Origin of the sequence: Micromonospora sp. NPDC049051 (genome assembly GCF_043197575.1) — a bacterium.
In the GTDB taxonomy this organism is placed as follows: Bacteria; Actinomycetota; Actinomycetes; order Mycobacteriales; family Micromonosporaceae; genus Micromonospora.
Map to the genome: position 1 here is coordinate 11,109 of NZ_JBICTL010000003.1, position 15,904 is coordinate 27,012.

11 protein-coding genes are annotated in these 15,904 nt (G+C 75.1%); all 11 read left to right on the forward strand.

The features are described from left to right. Positions 1-29 precede the first annotated feature (29 nt). The 11 genes from ACGFIR_RS12340 to ACGFIR_RS12390 all read left to right on the forward strand — a co-directional run bounded on the left by ACGFIR_RS12340 (position 30) and on the right by ACGFIR_RS12390 (position 15,871). The gene (locus tag ACGFIR_RS12340; protein WP_393007242.1) at positions 30-1,223 is read left to right on the forward strand and encodes an ABC transporter substrate-binding protein; all 1,194 of its coding nucleotides are present in this window, start codon (positions 30-32) and stop codon (positions 1,221-1,223) included. Beyond that, the gene (locus ACGFIR_RS12345) at positions 1,220-2,113 is read left to right on the forward strand and encodes a branched-chain amino acid ABC transporter permease (protein ID WP_393144770.1); all 894 of its coding nucleotides are present in this window, start codon (positions 1,220-1,222) and stop codon (positions 2,111-2,113) included. Before ACGFIR_RS12340 ends, ACGFIR_RS12345 begins: the two co-directional genes overlap by 4 nt. Then, positions 2,110-3,123: a branched-chain amino acid ABC transporter permease gene (locus tag ACGFIR_RS12350; protein ID WP_393144773.1), complete on the forward strand. Its 1,014-nt coding sequence runs from the start codon at positions 2,110-2,112 to the stop codon at positions 3,121-3,123. Before ACGFIR_RS12345 ends, ACGFIR_RS12350 begins: the two co-directional genes overlap by 4 nt. Next, positions 3,120-3,863 carry an ABC transporter ATP-binding protein gene (locus tag ACGFIR_RS12355; protein ID WP_393007248.1) on the forward strand — a complete coding sequence of 248 codons (744 nt, stop codon included), beginning with the start codon at positions 3,120-3,122 and terminating at the stop codon, positions 3,861-3,863. The genes ACGFIR_RS12350 and ACGFIR_RS12355 overlap by 4 nt, the downstream gene beginning before the upstream one ends. Beyond that, positions 3,863-4,687 carry an ABC transporter ATP-binding protein gene (locus ACGFIR_RS12360; protein ID WP_393145795.1) on the forward strand — a complete coding sequence of 275 codons (825 nt, stop codon included), beginning with the start codon at positions 3,863-3,865 and terminating at the stop codon, positions 4,685-4,687. Before ACGFIR_RS12355 ends, ACGFIR_RS12360 begins: the two co-directional genes overlap by 1 nt. Beyond that, complete coding sequence (locus ACGFIR_RS12365) at positions 4,668-5,471, forward strand: class I SAM-dependent methyltransferase (RefSeq protein ID WP_393144775.1); 804 nt, start codon at positions 4,668-4,670, stop codon at positions 5,469-5,471. The genes ACGFIR_RS12360 and ACGFIR_RS12365 overlap by 20 nt, the downstream gene beginning before the upstream one ends. A 95-nt stretch (positions 5,472-5,566) precedes the next feature. Then, complete coding sequence (locus ACGFIR_RS12370; protein ID WP_393144777.1) at positions 5,567-6,496, forward strand: diacylglycerol/lipid kinase family protein; 930 nt, start codon at positions 5,567-5,569, stop codon at positions 6,494-6,496. Positions 6,497-6,721: 225 nt separating this feature from the next. After that, positions 6,722-7,549, forward strand: a complete 828-nt coding sequence (locus ACGFIR_RS12375) for a DUF72 domain-containing protein (RefSeq protein ID WP_393007419.1) — start codon at positions 6,722-6,724, stop codon at positions 7,547-7,549. Between the two features lie 122 nt (positions 7,550-7,671). Then, positions 7,672-8,853, forward strand: a complete 1,182-nt coding sequence (locus ACGFIR_RS12380) for a peptidoglycan DD-metalloendopeptidase family protein (protein ID WP_393007254.1) — start codon at positions 7,672-7,674, stop codon at positions 8,851-8,853. 221 nt (positions 8,854-9,074) lie between these two features. Beyond that, the gene (locus ACGFIR_RS12385) at positions 9,075-11,543 is read left to right on the forward strand and encodes a protein kinase (RefSeq protein WP_393007256.1); all 2,469 of its coding nucleotides are present in this window, start codon (positions 9,075-9,077) and stop codon (positions 11,541-11,543) included. Then, the gene (locus tag ACGFIR_RS12390; protein ID WP_393144779.1) at positions 11,540-15,871 is read left to right on the forward strand and encodes an FtsK/SpoIIIE domain-containing protein; all 4,332 of its coding nucleotides are present in this window, start codon (positions 11,540-11,542) and stop codon (positions 15,869-15,871) included. Before ACGFIR_RS12385 ends, ACGFIR_RS12390 begins: the two co-directional genes overlap by 4 nt. The last annotated feature ends 33 nt before the right edge of the window (positions 15,872-15,904 follow it).

Here is a 15,904-nt window from a genome sequence, read left to right on the forward strand (position 1 = left end):
CCGGAACCCCCATCCCTCCTGGAGAAGACATGCCTCTGACCATGCCCCGGCGTAGCCGTGCCCGCACCGCGGCCCTGCTCGCCCTCGTCCTGCTCGTCGCGAGCGCGTGCGCCGACGGTGGGCGCGGCGGCGGCGCCGCCGGATCGATCAAGATCGGCCTGCTGGCGTCGCTGTCCGGCACCTACCAGGCGGTCGGCAAGGACCTCCGCGCCGGCTTCGAGCTCTACCTGGCGACCCACGACGGAAAGCTCGGCGGCCGACAGGTGGAACTCGTCGTCGCCGACGAGGGCAACGGCGCCGCGACCGCGGTGCCCGCCGCGACGAAACTGCTCAAGCAGGACCGCGTGGTCGCGCTCACCGGGATCGTCGGCGGTGGCTCGGTGGCCGCGGTCTACCCGCTGCTCAACGAGACGAAGGTGCCGTTCGTCGGCTCGAACGGCCGCCCGGAACTCAAGGACGTGTCCCGGATCTGGCACACCTCGTACCTCTCCGACGAGCCGGGGGAGGCGATCGCCCGGCACGTGCGCGACAACGTCGACGGCAGCGTCTACGCCATCGGTCCGGACTACCAGGGCGGCTGGGACGAGCTGCGCGGCTTCACCGACGCGTTCGTCGCCGCCGGCGGCACGCTGGCCAACCCCAACGGCAAGACCACCTTCACCCCGTTCCCGTCGACCACCAACTTCACGCCGTACTTCGCCCGGATCAAGGCCTCCGGCGCGGACGCCGTCTACACGTTCTACGCGGGCAGCGCGGCCGTCGACTTCGTCAAGCAGTACGCGCAGTCGGAGATCAGCGACCTGCCGCTCTACGCCGCCGGCTTCCTGACCGAGGGCGGGGTGCTCGACGCCCAGGGCGAGGCCGCCCGGGACGTCTACTCGGTGCTGAACTACTCGCCCGACCTGGACAACGCGGAGAACCGCGCCTTCGTGGCCGCCTGGAAGGCGAAGAACGACGGCTCCCCGACCACGTACGCCATGGCCTCCTACGACGCCGCTGCCGTGCTGGACCGGGCCATCGCGGCGGCCGGGGACGACCCGTCGCCGGAGAGCGTCAACGCGGCCATCGCCCAGCTCGGCCAGATCGCCAGCCCGCGCGGCACCTGGCAGTTCTCGCCGACCACCCACGCACCCGTGCAGAAGTGGTACCTGCGCCAGGTACGCCAGGACGGCCGGGCGCTGTCCAACACCGTCGTGGGTGACCTCGCCACCGTCGGCGGATGAGCGCCGTGGCGGTCGACATCCGGATCGACCCGTACCTGGTCCCGGCCCTGGACGGGGTGGCCTACGGGTTGCTGGTCTTCGTCGCCGCGGCGGGGCTGGTGCTCTGCTTCGGCGTCGCCGGCATCCTGAACCTGGCGCACGGCACCCTGTACGCGATCGGCGGGTACACCGCCGCCGCGCTGCTGGACGGCGGCTGGGTGAGCCTGGTGCTGGCGCTGGCCGTCGGGATCGTCGCCGCCACCGCGGCCGGCGTGCTGGTCGCCGGGCTGCTCACCCGGGTCGCCGCACGCAGTCACCTCACCCAGGCGCTGCTCACCTTCGGGGTGGCGCTGGCCGGGGGGAGCCTGCTCGCGGGGGTGTTCGGGCCGGACGACCCACCGGTGCGGGTGCCGGCGGCGCTGGACGGGTCGGTGGTGGTGGCCGGGCACCGCTACGCGGCGTACCGCCTGGTCTTCATCGTCGTCGCCGCCGTGCTCGCCGGTCTGCTCCACGTCGCGGTGCGTCGCACCCGGGCCGGGATGCTGGTCCGCGCGGCCGTCGACGACGCCGAGATGGTGGCCACCCTCGGCGTGAACCCTGCCTGGATCCGCGTCGGCGTGCTCGCCACCGCCGGGGCGCTGGCCGGCGCCGCGGGCGTGCTCGGCGCGCCGATCATCGGTCCCGGCCCGGACACCGCCGACTCGGTGCTGCTGCTGTCGCTGGTGGTCGTCGTCCTCGGCGGCCTCGGCTCGATGACCGGCACCCTGCTCGCGGCCCTGGCCGTCGGGCAGATCCAGACCCTCGGTGTGGCGCTCGCCCCGTCGGCCGCCCCGTTCCTGCTCTTCGCCGCCATGGCCGCCGTCCTTGCGGTGCGGGCGCGGGGACTGGCCACGGCCCGGCGGGCGTCGTGAGGCACGAGGCGGTGCGCGCGCTGCGCCGGGGAGTCGCCGTGCTCGTCCTGGCCGGGCTGCTGCTGGCGCCGTGGACGGTCGACGACTACACCGTGGCGCTGCTGGCGCGTACCCTCGCGCTGGGCCTGGTGGGCGTGAGCGTCGCCCTGCTCACCGGCGTCGCGGGGCTGCCCACCCTCGGGCAGACCGCGCCCTACGCGGCGGGAGCGTACGCCAGCGCGGTCGTCGGCAGCGGCCTCTCCGACGTGGCGGTGGTGCACCTGGCCGTCGCGGCGGCGGCCGGGGCGGCGCTGGCCGCCGCGACCGTCCCGCTCGTGGTGTACGCGCGCGGCGTGATCGTCCTGATGATCACGCTGGCGATCGGCGAGCTCGCGGTGACCGTCGTCGGGCGGTGGCGTTCGGTGACCGGCGGCACCGACGGGCTCGCCGGGGTCCCGCCGGTGCGTCCCCTGTGGGGGCTGCCGGTGCTCGCCACCGACCGGGCGCGCTACCTGTACGCCCTGGTGGTCGTCGCCGTGCTGGTCGGCGCCGTGCTGCTCATCCTGCGCACCCGGGCCGGCCTGGTGCTGCGGGCCGGGCGCGACGACGAGGCGCGGCTGCGGGCCAGCGGCCACCGGGTGTCGGCGCACGTGGCGGCCGTGCACGTCGCCGCGGGGGCGGTCGCGGGCGCGGCGGGCTCCCTGCTGGTGGTGGCGCAGCAGTTCATCTCGCCGGCCGACTTCGGGTTCGACACCTCCGCCCTGCTGCTGCTCGGGGTGGTGGTCGGCGGGGTCGCGTCGGTGGGCGGCGCCCTGGTCGGCGCCGCGATCGTCGTGGCCGCCCGGGACTGGCTGTTCGGCGTGCTGCCCGGGCATGCGCCGCTGGTGCTGGGAGTGGCGTTCGTGGTCACCGTCTACCTGCTGCCCGGCGACGGGCACCGGCCGTCGGGCGTGCGGGGCCGGCTGCTCCCGGGACCGCGGGCACGCGCCTCCGCCCCGGAGCGGCCGACGCCGACGGGGGTACGGGCATGACGCCGCTGCTGTCCGCCCGGGACGTCACGGTCCGGTACGGGTCGCTCGCCGCGCTCGATGGCGTCGACCTGCGGATCGACCATGGCCAGCGGCACGCCCTGATCGGGCCCAACGGCGCCGGCAAGACGACCCTGCTCGACGTGCTCGGCGGCGCGGTCCCGGCGGGCGGCGGTCGGGTGCTGCTCGCCGGCCGGGACGTCACCCGCCTCGGCCCCGCCGCCCGGGCGCGCCGGGGCATCGGCCGGATCCACCAGCGTCCCGCCGTGTGGGCGACCCTGAGCGCGACCGAGAACGTGGTGGTCGCCGCGCTGCCCCACGCGGTGCGGCCCGGCCGGTGGCGGCCGGGGGCGAGGCGGTGTGCCGCCGAGCGGACGGCGGGCGTGTGGCTGGAACGGATGGGTCTGGGTGAGGTCGGCGCGACCCCCGCCGGCCAGCTCGCCCACGGGCAGCGCCGGCAACTCGAGATCGCCATGGCCCTGGCGGGCCGGCCGCGGCTGCTGCTGCTCGACGAGCCGGCCGCCGGGCTGTCCGGCGTCGAGGTCGCCCGGCTGGTGGAGTTCCTGCGGGCCCTGCCGCGCGCCGTCGCGGTGCTGCTCGTCGAGCACCGGCTGGACCTGGTCTACGCGCTCTGCGACCAGGTGAGCGTGCTCCGCGACGGCCGGACGGTGGCCACCGGCACGCCGGCCGAGATCCGCGCCTCCGGTCCGGTCCGGCAGGCCTACGCGGAGGCGGTGTCGTGATGCTGCGTACGGAGCGGCTCTGCGCCGGCTACGCCGGCGGGATCGTGCTGCACGAGGTCACCCTCGATGTGGCGGCCGGCACCGTGCAGGCGGTGGTGGGCCGCAACGGCGCCGGCAAGAGCACCCTGGTGCACACCGTCGCCGGGCTGGTGCGGCCCTGCGGTGGGCGGATCGAGGTCGGCGGGGTGCAGATCGCCGGCTGGCAGCCGCATCGCGTCGCCCGCAGCGGGGTCGGTCTCGTCCCGCAGGGCCGGCGGGTCTTCTCCCGGTTGACCGTGTCCGAGCACCTCGCCCTGGCGGCGGTGCCGTGGCGCGCCGCGACCCCCGGGGGTGAGGGGTGGACCGTCGCCCGGATCCTGGAGCTGCTGCCCCGGCTGGCGGCCCGGCTGCGCCATCGCGGCGACCAGCTCTCCGGGGGCGAGCAGCAGATGCTGGCGATCGCCCGGGCCCTGCTCGGCCAGCCCCGGGTGCTGCTGCTCGACGAGCCGTGCGAAGGGCTGGCCCCCGCCCTGGCCGCCCGCGTACGCGACCTCGTCGGCACGCTGGCCGGCACCGGGCTGGCGGTGCTCCTCGTCGAGCAGCAGCTCGAGCACGCCGTCGAGGTCGCGGACCGGATCGCGGTGCTCGAGTACGGCCGGGTGGTCTACGACCGCCCGGCGGGTGAGGCCCGGGCCGAACCGGGCCGCCTGGCGGCGATGCTCAGCGTCGCCGCGGTCGCGGAGCTGCCGGAGTCCCGGCCGGTCCCCGGGCTCTGGGCCGGTTCCGCGTACCTGACCCGACCACCTTCGACAGGATTGAGCGACGATGCCGACAGACATCCGTGACACCGAGTACACCTTCGACAACGGCTCCCCGGAGGCGGTGCCCCAGTTGCGGGCGCTGGAGTCCTTCCTGGACCCGATCACCGCGGCCCGCGTCGGCGCGCCGGTGCTCGCCCCGGGCGGCGTCTGCTGGGAGATCGGTGCCGGTGGCGGCTCGGTGGCCCGGGGCCTGGCCCAGGCGGTCGGCCCGGCGGGACGCGTGCTGGCGACCGACATCGACACCGCGCATCTCGTGCCCACGGCCAATCTCGACGTGCTCCGGCACGACGTGCGCAGCGAGCCGCCGCCCGGCGACACGTTCGACCTGATCCACGCCCGGCTGGTGCTGCTGCACCTGCCGGAGCGGCGGCGGGTGCTGGCCTCGCTGACCGACGCGCTGGCTCCGGGCGGCTGGCTGGTGGTCGAGGAGTTCGACTGCACCGCCCCGCTGCGCGTGCTGACCGCGCCGAGCGACGACGCGGCGAAGCTCTTCGCCCAGGTGACGGACGCGATGCTCGGGATCCTGCAGAGCCACGGCGCGGATCTGGCCTGGGCGCAGGACGTGCACGCCCATTTCGCGTCGGCGGGACTGGTCGAGATCGACACGATCACCCACTCCGAGAGCTGGCCCGGTGGCTCGCTCGGCGCGTCGCTGTACGAGACGAACTCCCGGCAGATGGAGCCGGAGCTGATCGAGGCGGGCGTGTCGCCCGGGCAACTGGAGGCGTTCCGCCGGCTGCTGCGGGACCCCGGGTTCGCCGTGATGTCGTACCAGTTCGTGTCGACCCGGGGCCGGCGGCCGGCCTGACGGTGCGGGCCGAGCCGCCCGGTGCCTGGTCGGCGCGCTGATCGACGGCCGGCGGCGGGCGTGGAATCCGCGCCGGCCGGGTACTCCCGGCAACCATGAGCGCGAGCAGCACGGTGGGCGACGAACCGGCGACCACGGCCCGGACGGGCACGGTCGCGGTCGTCGCCCACCGCAGGAAGACCCTCGGCGGCGGCCTCGACGAGTTGCGCGCCGAGCTGGCCGGCGCCGGGGTCGAGCACCTCATCTGGTACGAGGTGCCGAAGAGCCGGAAGGCGCCGAAGAAGGTCCGCAAGGCACTGAAGCGGGGCGCCGAGCTGGTCTTCGTGTGGGGCGGCGACGGCATGGTCCAGCGCTGCGCCGACGCCCTCGCGGGCTCCGGCACCGCCATGGCCATCGTGCCCGCCGGCACCGCCAACCTGTTCGCCGCCAACCTGGGCATCCCGCAGGATCTGCCCGAGGCCGTCCGCATCGGCCTGCACGGCCGGCGCCGCGACCTCGACCTGGGCAGGATCAACGGCGAACACTTCGCCGTGATGGCGGGCGCCGGCTTCGACGGCGACCTCATCCGCGAGGCCGACCGCCGGCTCAAGGGCAGGCTCGGGCGGCTGGCCTACATGTGGACGGGGCTGCGGCACGTGCGCGGCGAGCTGGTCGGCACCCGGATCACGGTCGACGGCGCGGAGTGGTTCGACGGCGACGCGAGCTGTGTGCTGTTCGGCAACGTCGGCACGATCACCGGCGGCATCCCGGCGTTCGACGACGCCCGCCCTGACGACGGCTGCCTGGAGATCGGCGTCGCCACGGCCGACGGCGCGGTGGACTGGGCGCGCACGCTGGGCCGGATGGCCGCCGGCCGCTCGGAGGAGTCGCCGTTCGTACGGATCACGCGGGGCCGCAGGATCAAGGTGCGCCTCGCCGCCCCGCGCACGTACGAGCTGGACGGCGGCGCGCGCGGCGAGACCACCCGGCTCAAGGTGAAGGTGGTGCCCGGCGCGTTGACGGTCTGCTGCCCTGCGGCGCGGTAGGCCCCCGTGCCGCACGTGGCGGTGGCGCGGCCCGGCGCGGTGGACCCGGCGGCGGGGTTGCGCCCGCGTAGTTGACCCGGCGGCGTGGCGGCGTGCCCGCGTGGTTGACCCGGCGGCGTGGCTGAGCGCCGGCGCGGGCGGATACCGTACCCGCGGCGCGGGGTGTCCCGGCGTCGGACCGTCGAGCGGTGGGAGGGCCTGATGCGCCTGCACGTGGGGTGCGCGATGTGGACGCACAAGTCGTGGCAGGGGCGCTTCCTGGCGCACCCGTTGCCGGCCCACGAGCGGCTGCGCGCGTACGCCGGCTGGTGCACGGCGGTCGAGGGGAACACCACCTTCTACGCGACCCCCACCCCGGAGACCGTCGCGTCCTGGGCGCGGCAGACCGACCCGGACTTCCGGTTCGTGTTGAAGCTGCCGAAGGTCGTCACGCACGAACGCCGGCTCGCCGGCGCCGACGGGGAACTTCGCGCCTTCCTCGACGCCGTCGAGCCCCTCGGCCCACGGGCCCATGCCCTGTGGATCCAGCTACCGGGCTCGTTCGGCCCCACCGACGTGCCCGCGCTGGCCCGTTTCCTGCGCGGGCTGCCCGCCGCCCACCGGTACGCCGTGGAGGTCCGCCACCCCGCGTTCTTCGACGAGCCGCGGGCGGCGCGGGCGCTGGAGGAGGCGCTCGCCACGGTCGGCGCGGAGTGGGTGCCCTTCGACACGACCGCGTTCTTCCGCTCCCCGCCGACCAGCGACGCGGAACGGGAGGCGTGGACGAGGAAGCCGCGCACCCCGCTGCGTACCCGCGCGCTGACCGACCGGCCGATCGTCCGCTATCTCGGTCGCGACGACCCCGCCCGCACGGTCGAGGGCTGGCAACCGTGGCTCGACGTGGTGACCGGCTGGCTGCGCGAGGGCCGCTCGCCGACCGTGTTCGTGCACACCCCGGACAACGCCGACGCGCCCGAGCTCGCGCGCCGCTTCCACGACGAGGTCCGGGCACGGCTGCCCGGCGTCGCGGCGCTGCCCGAGCCGGCGCCGGTCGGGCCGTCCACGCTGTTCTGAGCGGAGGCCGCCCGGCCCGAAACATACCTTCACCGCCGACGGGGGTGACGTAGACAACCTTCCATGTTTTGTCTATCGTCAGCACCACTTAGCGATGCCCCTCGATGTGAAAGAGGTCATCAATGGTGCACAAGAGACGATGGGTCGGCATCGCCGCGGCCCTCCTGGCGACGGAGGTCCTGGTCGCGGGCACCGCCGCGCACGCCGCCGCGCCCACCCCCGACCCGATCCGCGTGAGCGTCGAGGACGCCGTGGCCGCCAAGCTGCGCGGGCAGGCCCAGGCCATGGCGGCGGGGCACGCCGACAGCCCCGAGACCCGCGTCACCGTCACCCGCGAGAACGGCCGGTGGGCCTTCGGCACCGCCGTCGCCGTCACCTCCCACGACAAGGACGTCCACCCGACCGGCGCCGTCTTCATCGCCCGCGCCGAGGCCGGGACGTGGCGGGTGAACTTCGACGGCGAAGCCGGGTTCAGCGAACTCGCCGCGGAGTCGCCCCTGGTGAACAAGCAGGAGAAGGCGGTCTTCGCGCGTACGCCGGGCACCATGCAGGCGGGCGGCGACTTCCGGACCGGGATGGCCCTGCCCTTCGCCGTCGGCCAGACGTGGACGCTGACTAGCGGCCCGCACGGCTGGGGCGGCTACGAGTCGCCGTACAGCTCGATCGACCTCGCCGGCGGCGACCAGGTGGTCCGCGCGGCACGGGCCGGCACGGCGTACACGATGTGCACCGGGTGGATCCGGGTCATCCACGACCGGGGCTACTCCACCGACTACTACCACCTGTGGAGCAGCATCTCGGTCAACGGCGCCGCCGTCGCCCAGGGCGCGTACCTGGGCTACACGGGCACCGACGTCACCTGCGGCGGGTCGGCGTCCGGCCGGCACGTCCACTTCGGGCTGCGGCAGAACAGCGCGTACGTGCCGATCGCCGGCCACGGCATCGGCAAGTGGGCGTTCGAGAACGGCGCCTCGGCGTACCAGGGTGGCGCGCGGCACGGCTCGACCTGGCGGGGCGCCGGCGGTGCGCTCTACAACTACGGCGCGCTGGGCTTCAACCAGGCGGTGGTCGACGCCAACGGCGGCGGCACCCTGACCAGGCGGTCCGGCCCCGGCAGCGGCTACGCCGCGTTGGGCTCGTTGAGCGACGGTGCCACGGTGACCGTCTCCTGCTCCGCCAACGGCACCAGCCACACCGGGCGGTACGGCACCACCGCGCTGTGGAACCGGCTCAGCGACGGCAGTTGGGTCTCCGACGCCTACCTGTGGTCCGGTGTGAACGGCCCCGTCAACGGTTGGTGCTGACCGGCCCGTAGCGACGACGGGTCCGGCTCCGCGCCGGGCCGCTGACTGCCCCGAGGTCTGCTGCGTCCGGCGCAGGGGCCCCGGGGCAGTCGCAGTCGGTGGCACCGCAGCGGCCGTCGCCCGGCCGGAGTACGCGACGGCGACACTTTCCGGGCACCTGCCGCCCCTGCCGCGCCGGTACTGTCCACAATGACTCTCCGGTTCGTGGCAAGGAGTTGGGTGTGCAGGAGTCCCGGCTCGTGGCGGGGCGCTACCGGCTCGACGAGGTGGTCGGTCGCGGGGGCATGGGCGTGGTCTGGCGGGCGACCGACGAACTCATCGGGCGCCAGGTCGCGGTCAAGGAGATCCGTGCCGACCCGGGCCTGCCCGCGCAGGATCGCGCGCTGTTCGGTCAGCGGGCGCTGCGCGAGGCGCGTACGGCGGGACGGATCAGTCATCCGGCCGTGATCGCCGTCCACGACGTGGTGCCGCCAACGGGCGACGACGAGGCGCTCTACATCGTGTCCGAACTGGTCGCGGCTCCGAGCCTCGCCGAGGTCCTGAAGCGGGGCGGGGCGCTGCCGCCGGCCCGGGTCGGCACGCTCGCCGTACGCGTCCTGGACGCGCTGGCCGCGGCGCACGCGGCGGGGGTGGTCCACCGCGACGTCAAGCCCGGCAACATCCTGGTGCTCGACGGCGACCGGGTGAAGCTCGTCGACTTCGGCATCGCCCGGGCCGACGGCGACTCCCGGCTGACCCACACGGGTGTGATGGGCTCCACGGGCTACCTGGCCCCGGAGCTGTTCCACGGTGCCGAGCCCGGCCCGGCGGCGGACCTGTGGGCGCTGGGCGTGACCCTGCTGGAGGCGGTGGACGGGGTGGCCCCGTTCGACCGCGCCTCCACGGCGGCGACCATCCACGCCGTCCTGCACGACGATCCGCCGCCCGTACGCTGTGCGCCGCCGTTGTCCGTCGTGATCGCCGGGCTCCTCGTGCGCGACCCGGAGCACCGGATGACGCTCGACCGGGCCCGCACGCTGCTCACCGGCGAGACGACGGACGCCGGCGTGGCCGTGACCCACGGCCCGGCCGGGGAAGCCGGTCCCGTTGCGCCCGCCGACTCCGGCGGGAGCGCCTCGGGCGCCGCAGGCGACTGGGAGTCGGCACCCACCACCACGCACGCGACGATCCGGGCCGACGGGACCGGGCGGTCCGACCCGGACGAGGGCTACCAGGTCGTGCCGCCACCCGCGATCCGGCGTACGAACCTGGTGGCGTACGTGCTCGTGCCGGCCCTGGCCGGCTGGCTCGGCTGGCTCCTGCTGCACAAGACGCTGGGTGTCCCGTCGTACCTCACCGTCGCCGCCGCGGTCGTGTTGTGGCTGGTCGGCACGATCGGCATTCAGGCTCCGTGGTCCGCCCGGTTGGAGATCACCGACGACGCGCTGGTGCTCCGTGGACCGAGCACGCCGAAGCAGGCGGGGCGGGACGCGGCGCTGGCGTGGGACGACCTGGACGTCCTCGCGCTCGTCGCCACCCGGCACCCGCACCGGACCCGGCTGTTCCTCGGAGTCGCCGCCCCGCAGGCCGCCGCCCCGGTCATGGTGCCGCCGCTCCGCGCGTTCCTGAACTCGCGGCCCGGCAGCGGCCCGGTGCTGGTCGTGGGCGACATCAGGGCCGGCAGCGAGGAGTTGGCCGAGGCGATGGAGGGCGTCGTCCCGGGCCGGTGCCCCGTCGTGACCTCGCGCCGCGCCGCGCCCGACCGGCAGGTCGTCCCACGCCGGGCCATCCTGGTCAGCTGGATCGTGGTGGTCGTGCTCCTGCTGGGGGCGACGCTCTACTACCGGCACGAGAGCGCGGACATCAGGGTCCTCACGAAGGAGTCGGTGTCGGTGCTGGCGTACGGGCCGGAACACCGGCTTTTCAGCGGTGGGCGCGACGGCACGATCACCATCTGGGACACCACCACCGGACAGGCCACCGCCGTCCTCGACGGCCACACCGACCCGGTCACGGCGCTCGACGTCAGCCACGACGGGAGGCTGCTGGCCAGCGGCACCCAGGAGGGCACCATCAAGGTGTGGGACGTCGCGGCCCAGCGCGTCGCGGCCACCCTCGGCGGCGACGACGACCCCTGGGTCGAGTCCCTGCGGTTCAGCCCTGACCGGTCCATGCTCGTCGCGGCCACCACCGGTGGCGTCCGGTTGTGGAGCGTGACCGGCCGCGTCCGGTCGATCCCGATCGACGCCGACGACATCGACGTCAGCCTCGTCCGGTTCAGTGCGGACGGCGGTCTCCTGCTCGGTGTCGACGAGAAGAAGAACACGCGGTGGTTCTGGCGGACGAGCACCGGCGCCAGGGTCGGCCCTGCCGGCAGCTTCGGCCCGATGGCGAACGTGCGACCCGACAACTCCGTCGTCATCCGGGACGCCGGATCGGACGAGATCGTGACCACCCTGCGCGGCGGTGCCGCCGAGGTGCGGGCGACCGCCTTCGGGCCCGGCGACCTGTTCGCCACGAGCACCTGGGACGACCTGAGGGTGTGGCGGACCACGACCGGCCGCACGGTGCACTCCAAAGGCCTGGGACTCACCGACATCGGCGTGCCGGACTGCGACTCCCTGGCGTTCGACGCGCAGGGCACGGCCCTGGCGTGCGGCGGCACCGACGGCATCCGGGTGTGGACCCTCGGGGCGGAGCGACCCCGATGATCCTGCGGATGACGGTCCGCGACGCCGAGACGGGAACGTCCCGGGACGTCGAGGTGACCGCCGAGCCGGCCACGGGTGTCGGTGCGCTGCTGGCGGAGCTGCCGGTGCCCGTCGGCGGGCGGGCCTGTTTCGTCGGCAGCACCCGGCTCGACCCGGCGGCCACCGTGGCGCAGAGCCCGCTGGTGCCGGGATCGGTGATCAGTGTGGGCGCGCCGGGCCCGCCCGGTCGCCCCGTCGACACCGACGCCCGCGGCATGCTGGAGGTGGTACGCGGCCCCGACGCCGGCCTCGCGGTGACGCTGACCGCGGGCCGGCACGCCCTGGCGCGTAACTCCCGGGCGTCGGTGCCGCTGCGCGACTCCGACGTGTCCCGGGGCGGCCACGCCGAGATCCGCGTCCACGCCGACGGCAGCGCCGACGTGGTCGACACCGGTTCCAGCAACGGCACCTTCGTCGACGGGGTGCGGATCAGCAGGCGGACCAGGCTGACCCGCCGCAGCAGACTGCGGGTCGGCGCCGACGAACTGCGGTGGCGACCGGCAGCGGCCGGTGCGCTGCGGGTGGCCCGCGCCCCGGACGGGCGGCTCGAGTTCGACCGGGCCTTCGTGCCGGCCCCGGTGGTGCCGAGCGTCGAGGTGACCATGCCCGTGCAGCAGCAGCCGGCGGCGGGCGGCACGGCGACGATGGCCCTGCTCGGGGCGGGGATGGCAGCGGCGGCGGCCTTCCTCTTCCAACAGCCGATGCTGTGGCTGGGCGCGGTTGGGGCGATGATCGCCTACCAGGTGATGAGCTCGGCGGAGGAGAAGCAGACGAAGCAGCGGGAACGGAGCTTCGCCGAGGCGAAGAAGGCGGTGGAGGAGAAGGTCGACGCGCAGGCGCGGGAGGAACGCAGGGTCCGCCACCTGCTCGCCCCGGGGCCGACCGAGGTCACCGAGACGGCCCTGGGGGAGCGGGTCGACTTGTGGGCGCGCCGGCCGGCCGCGCCGCACGGCCTGACCGTACGCGTCGGCACCACCGACCTGCCCGCCGCGGTGACGGTACGCGGCGAGCCGTGGTCCGGCTTCATGGCACCGGTGCTGCGGGCCGCTCCGCTGACCGTCGACCTGCGGTCCACCGGCGTGCTCGGCATCGCCGGCGCGACCCAGCAGGTGGGCGACCTGGTGCGCTGGCTGCTGGTCCAGTTGGCGACCCTGCGCGGCCCCGACGACCTGCGCCTGGTGGTGCTGACCGCCGGGGACGGCGACGACCTGGCGTGGACCCGGTGGCTGCCACACCTCGACGGCGGGGCGGGGGTGCCCTGCCGGATCGGCAACACCCCGCAGACGCGTGCCGACCGACTGGGGGAACTGCGCCGACTCGTCGCGGCGCGGCGGGCCGAGGAGAGCACCGGTGCGCCCGGCCGGGCCGGCGGGGACATCGTTGTCGTCCTGTACGGCGCGCTCGCCCTGCGCGAACTGCCCGGTACGGACGAGATCCTGCGCGACGGGCCGGCGGTCGGGGTCTACGCCATCTGCGCCGACCGGCACGGCACGACCGAGGCGCGGGGGCTGTGCGAGGTGGGTCCGGACTCGGTGCGGTTGACCCGCAGTGCCGAGGAACCACCCGTCCACGGCCGACCGGACGCCCTCGACGCGGCGACCGCCGAGCGGCTGGCCCGGGCGTTGGCGCCGATGCGCGACCGGGCGACCCGGGCCGCCGCCCACCACGCCGTCCCCGACCGCGTACGACTGCTGGACCTGCTGGGCCTCGGCACGCCGACGGCCGACGACGTGCTCGCCCTGTGGGGGGAGGACCGGGGGCCCCGCACCCGGGTGGTGCTCGGCGCGGACGCCAACGGGCCGGTGCACGTCGACCTTGCCGGCCAGGGCCCGCACATGATCCTCGGCGGCGCCACCGGCGCGGGCAAGAGCGTCCTGTTGCAGACCCTGGTCGCCGCGCTGCTGCTGGCGAACCGGCCGGACGAGCTGAACATGGTGCTGGTGGACTTCAAGGGCGGCAGCGCGTTCCTGCCCTTCGAACGCTGCCCCCATGTCGTCGCGCTCATCCGTTCCACGGGGGAGACCGTCGCCGACGTCTTCGACGACGCCGCCGCGGCTCGCGTCCTGTCGTCGATACGCGCGGAGGTGAGCCGGCGCGAGTCCCTGCTGGCTCGCTACGAGGGGGAGATCGAGCGGTACTGGGAGAAGCGCCGCACGCAGCGGCGACTGCCGCCGTTGCCCCGACTCGTCATGGTCTTCGACGAGTTCGCGCGGGTGCTCGACGCCACCCCGGACTTCGTCCGCGAACTGGTGAACGTCGCCGCCAAGGGACGGTCCCTGGGCATGCACCTCGTCCTGGCCACCCAGTCGTTGCAGGGCAAGCTGTCGCCGGAGCTGAAGAACAACGTGTCGCTGCGCATCAGCCTGCGTCAGAACGAGGCCGCCGACAGCACCGAGGTGCTCGGTGTGCCCGACGCCGCCGCGATCCCCGGTTCCCTGCGCGGGCGAGCGATGATCTTCTGCACCACGGCCGAGACCCGGGTGCCGCACGAGTTCCAGTCCGGCTACCTCGGCGATCCACCGCCCTCCGGTGCCGTCGCGGCCTCCGTCCGTACCCTCGAATGGGCCGACCTGGGCATGCCGCGCGTCGCTGGCGACAGCCGCACCGGCGACGCCGCGACGGATCAGGAGCTGGCGATCGCGGCCGTGGAGGAGGCCGCCGGCAGAGCCAGACTCACCGCCCCGTTCCGGCCGCTCCTGCCCCCGCTGCCGGCGGTCCTCACCCTCGACGAACTGCGCCGCCGGCAGACCGCCGCCCCGCCGGACACGGCCATCCCGCTCGGCCTGGCGGACGAGCCCGGGTTGCAGGCGCAGCCGGCGGAGTTCCTCGACCTCGCCGCCGGCGACCGGCTGCTGGTCGCCGGCGGTCCGCAGTCGGGTCGTACGACGTTCGTCCGGACCCTGGTCACGAGCCTCGTCACCCGGTTCCCGCCCGACCGGGCACACCTCTACCTCGTCGAGCGCCGACCCGGCGGCCTCGCCGACTACGCCGACCTGCCGCACTGCGGTGGGGTGTTCACACCGGCGGACCCCGACCGGATCCGCCGCCTGGTCGCCTGGCTAGACCAGGAGACCCGGCGGCGCGCGGCCGGCACGCCGGACCCGGATGACGCTCCCCGCCCTTACGTCGTGGTCGTCGTCGACGGCTGGGAACACTTCGAGGACCACAGCGACCCCGACTTCGTGGAGACCTCGCTGCTCGCGACGCTGCGCGGGGTCGTGACCGCCGGCGCCCCCCTCGGCGTGCACGTCGTCCCGCTCGGCGGGCAGGACATGCTCAACCACAAGCTGCCGGGCCTGTACAACCGGCGGCTGCTCCTGCCGTTCCCGAAGGAGGACACCCGGCGCGCGCACCTGACCTCCGCGATGACCAGCCCACCCGCGCTGCCCGGCCGCGCCGTCGACGCCGGCACCGGCCGGCACGTCCAGCTCTGCCAGCCCATCGGCAGCGACGCCGCCAGCCCCGGGTCCGTGGCCGCGTCCGCCACGCGGCTCGTGGCCGACGCCGCCGCTGCCGCCCGGGGCGTCGACCCCGCCCGGCTACCCCGCCGGTTCCCCGCGCTGCCCACCCGCATCACCCTCGACGCGCTGCGCCCGCCCGCCGCGCTACCCGGCGCCACCTGGATCCCCCTCGGCGTCGGGGCGCCGGACAACACCACCGTCGGCATCGACCTCTTCGCGGCCGGACCCCACCTGCTGCTGGTCTCGGGGCCGCCGGGAGCCGGTCGTACGACCGCCGCCGCCGTCGTGGCCCACGGCCTACGCCGGCGGGGCGTCGGCGTGCTCGCGGTCGTGTCGCCCCGGTCGCCCCTGCCGGGGCTGCTTCCGCACGACCCGGGTGTCCGGGTACTCACCGGGGCGGCCATCGCGGACACCGAGTTGCGCAGCGCCGCCGCGGCCTTCGCCGACGCTCCGTTCGCCGTGATCGTCGACGACGCCGACCATGTCTCGGTGCTCCCCACCGAGCAGGGGTTCGCCAGCGCGCCCACCCTGCTGGAGGAGATCGCCCAGCCAGCCGCCCGTGGCGCTCAGGCCCTGGTCCTGACCGGAGACGCCGCACCCGCGCTCACAGGCTTTCCCGGTCCACTCGCCCGGCTGATCAACACGGTCATGAGCACGGGCGTCCGGCTGGTGCTGACTCCCGAGAACCGGGCGGCGGCGCTCGCGCACCACATGGCGCTCGAACCGGACCAGTACTTCACCGGACCGCCCGGGCGCGGCTACCTGACGTCCGGTCGGGTCCCCGTCCTGCTGCACCTGGCGGTGCCCGGGGAGGACCGGTCCGGCTAGCGCGGGCCGCTGGTCGTGCCGGCGCGGCGGCGG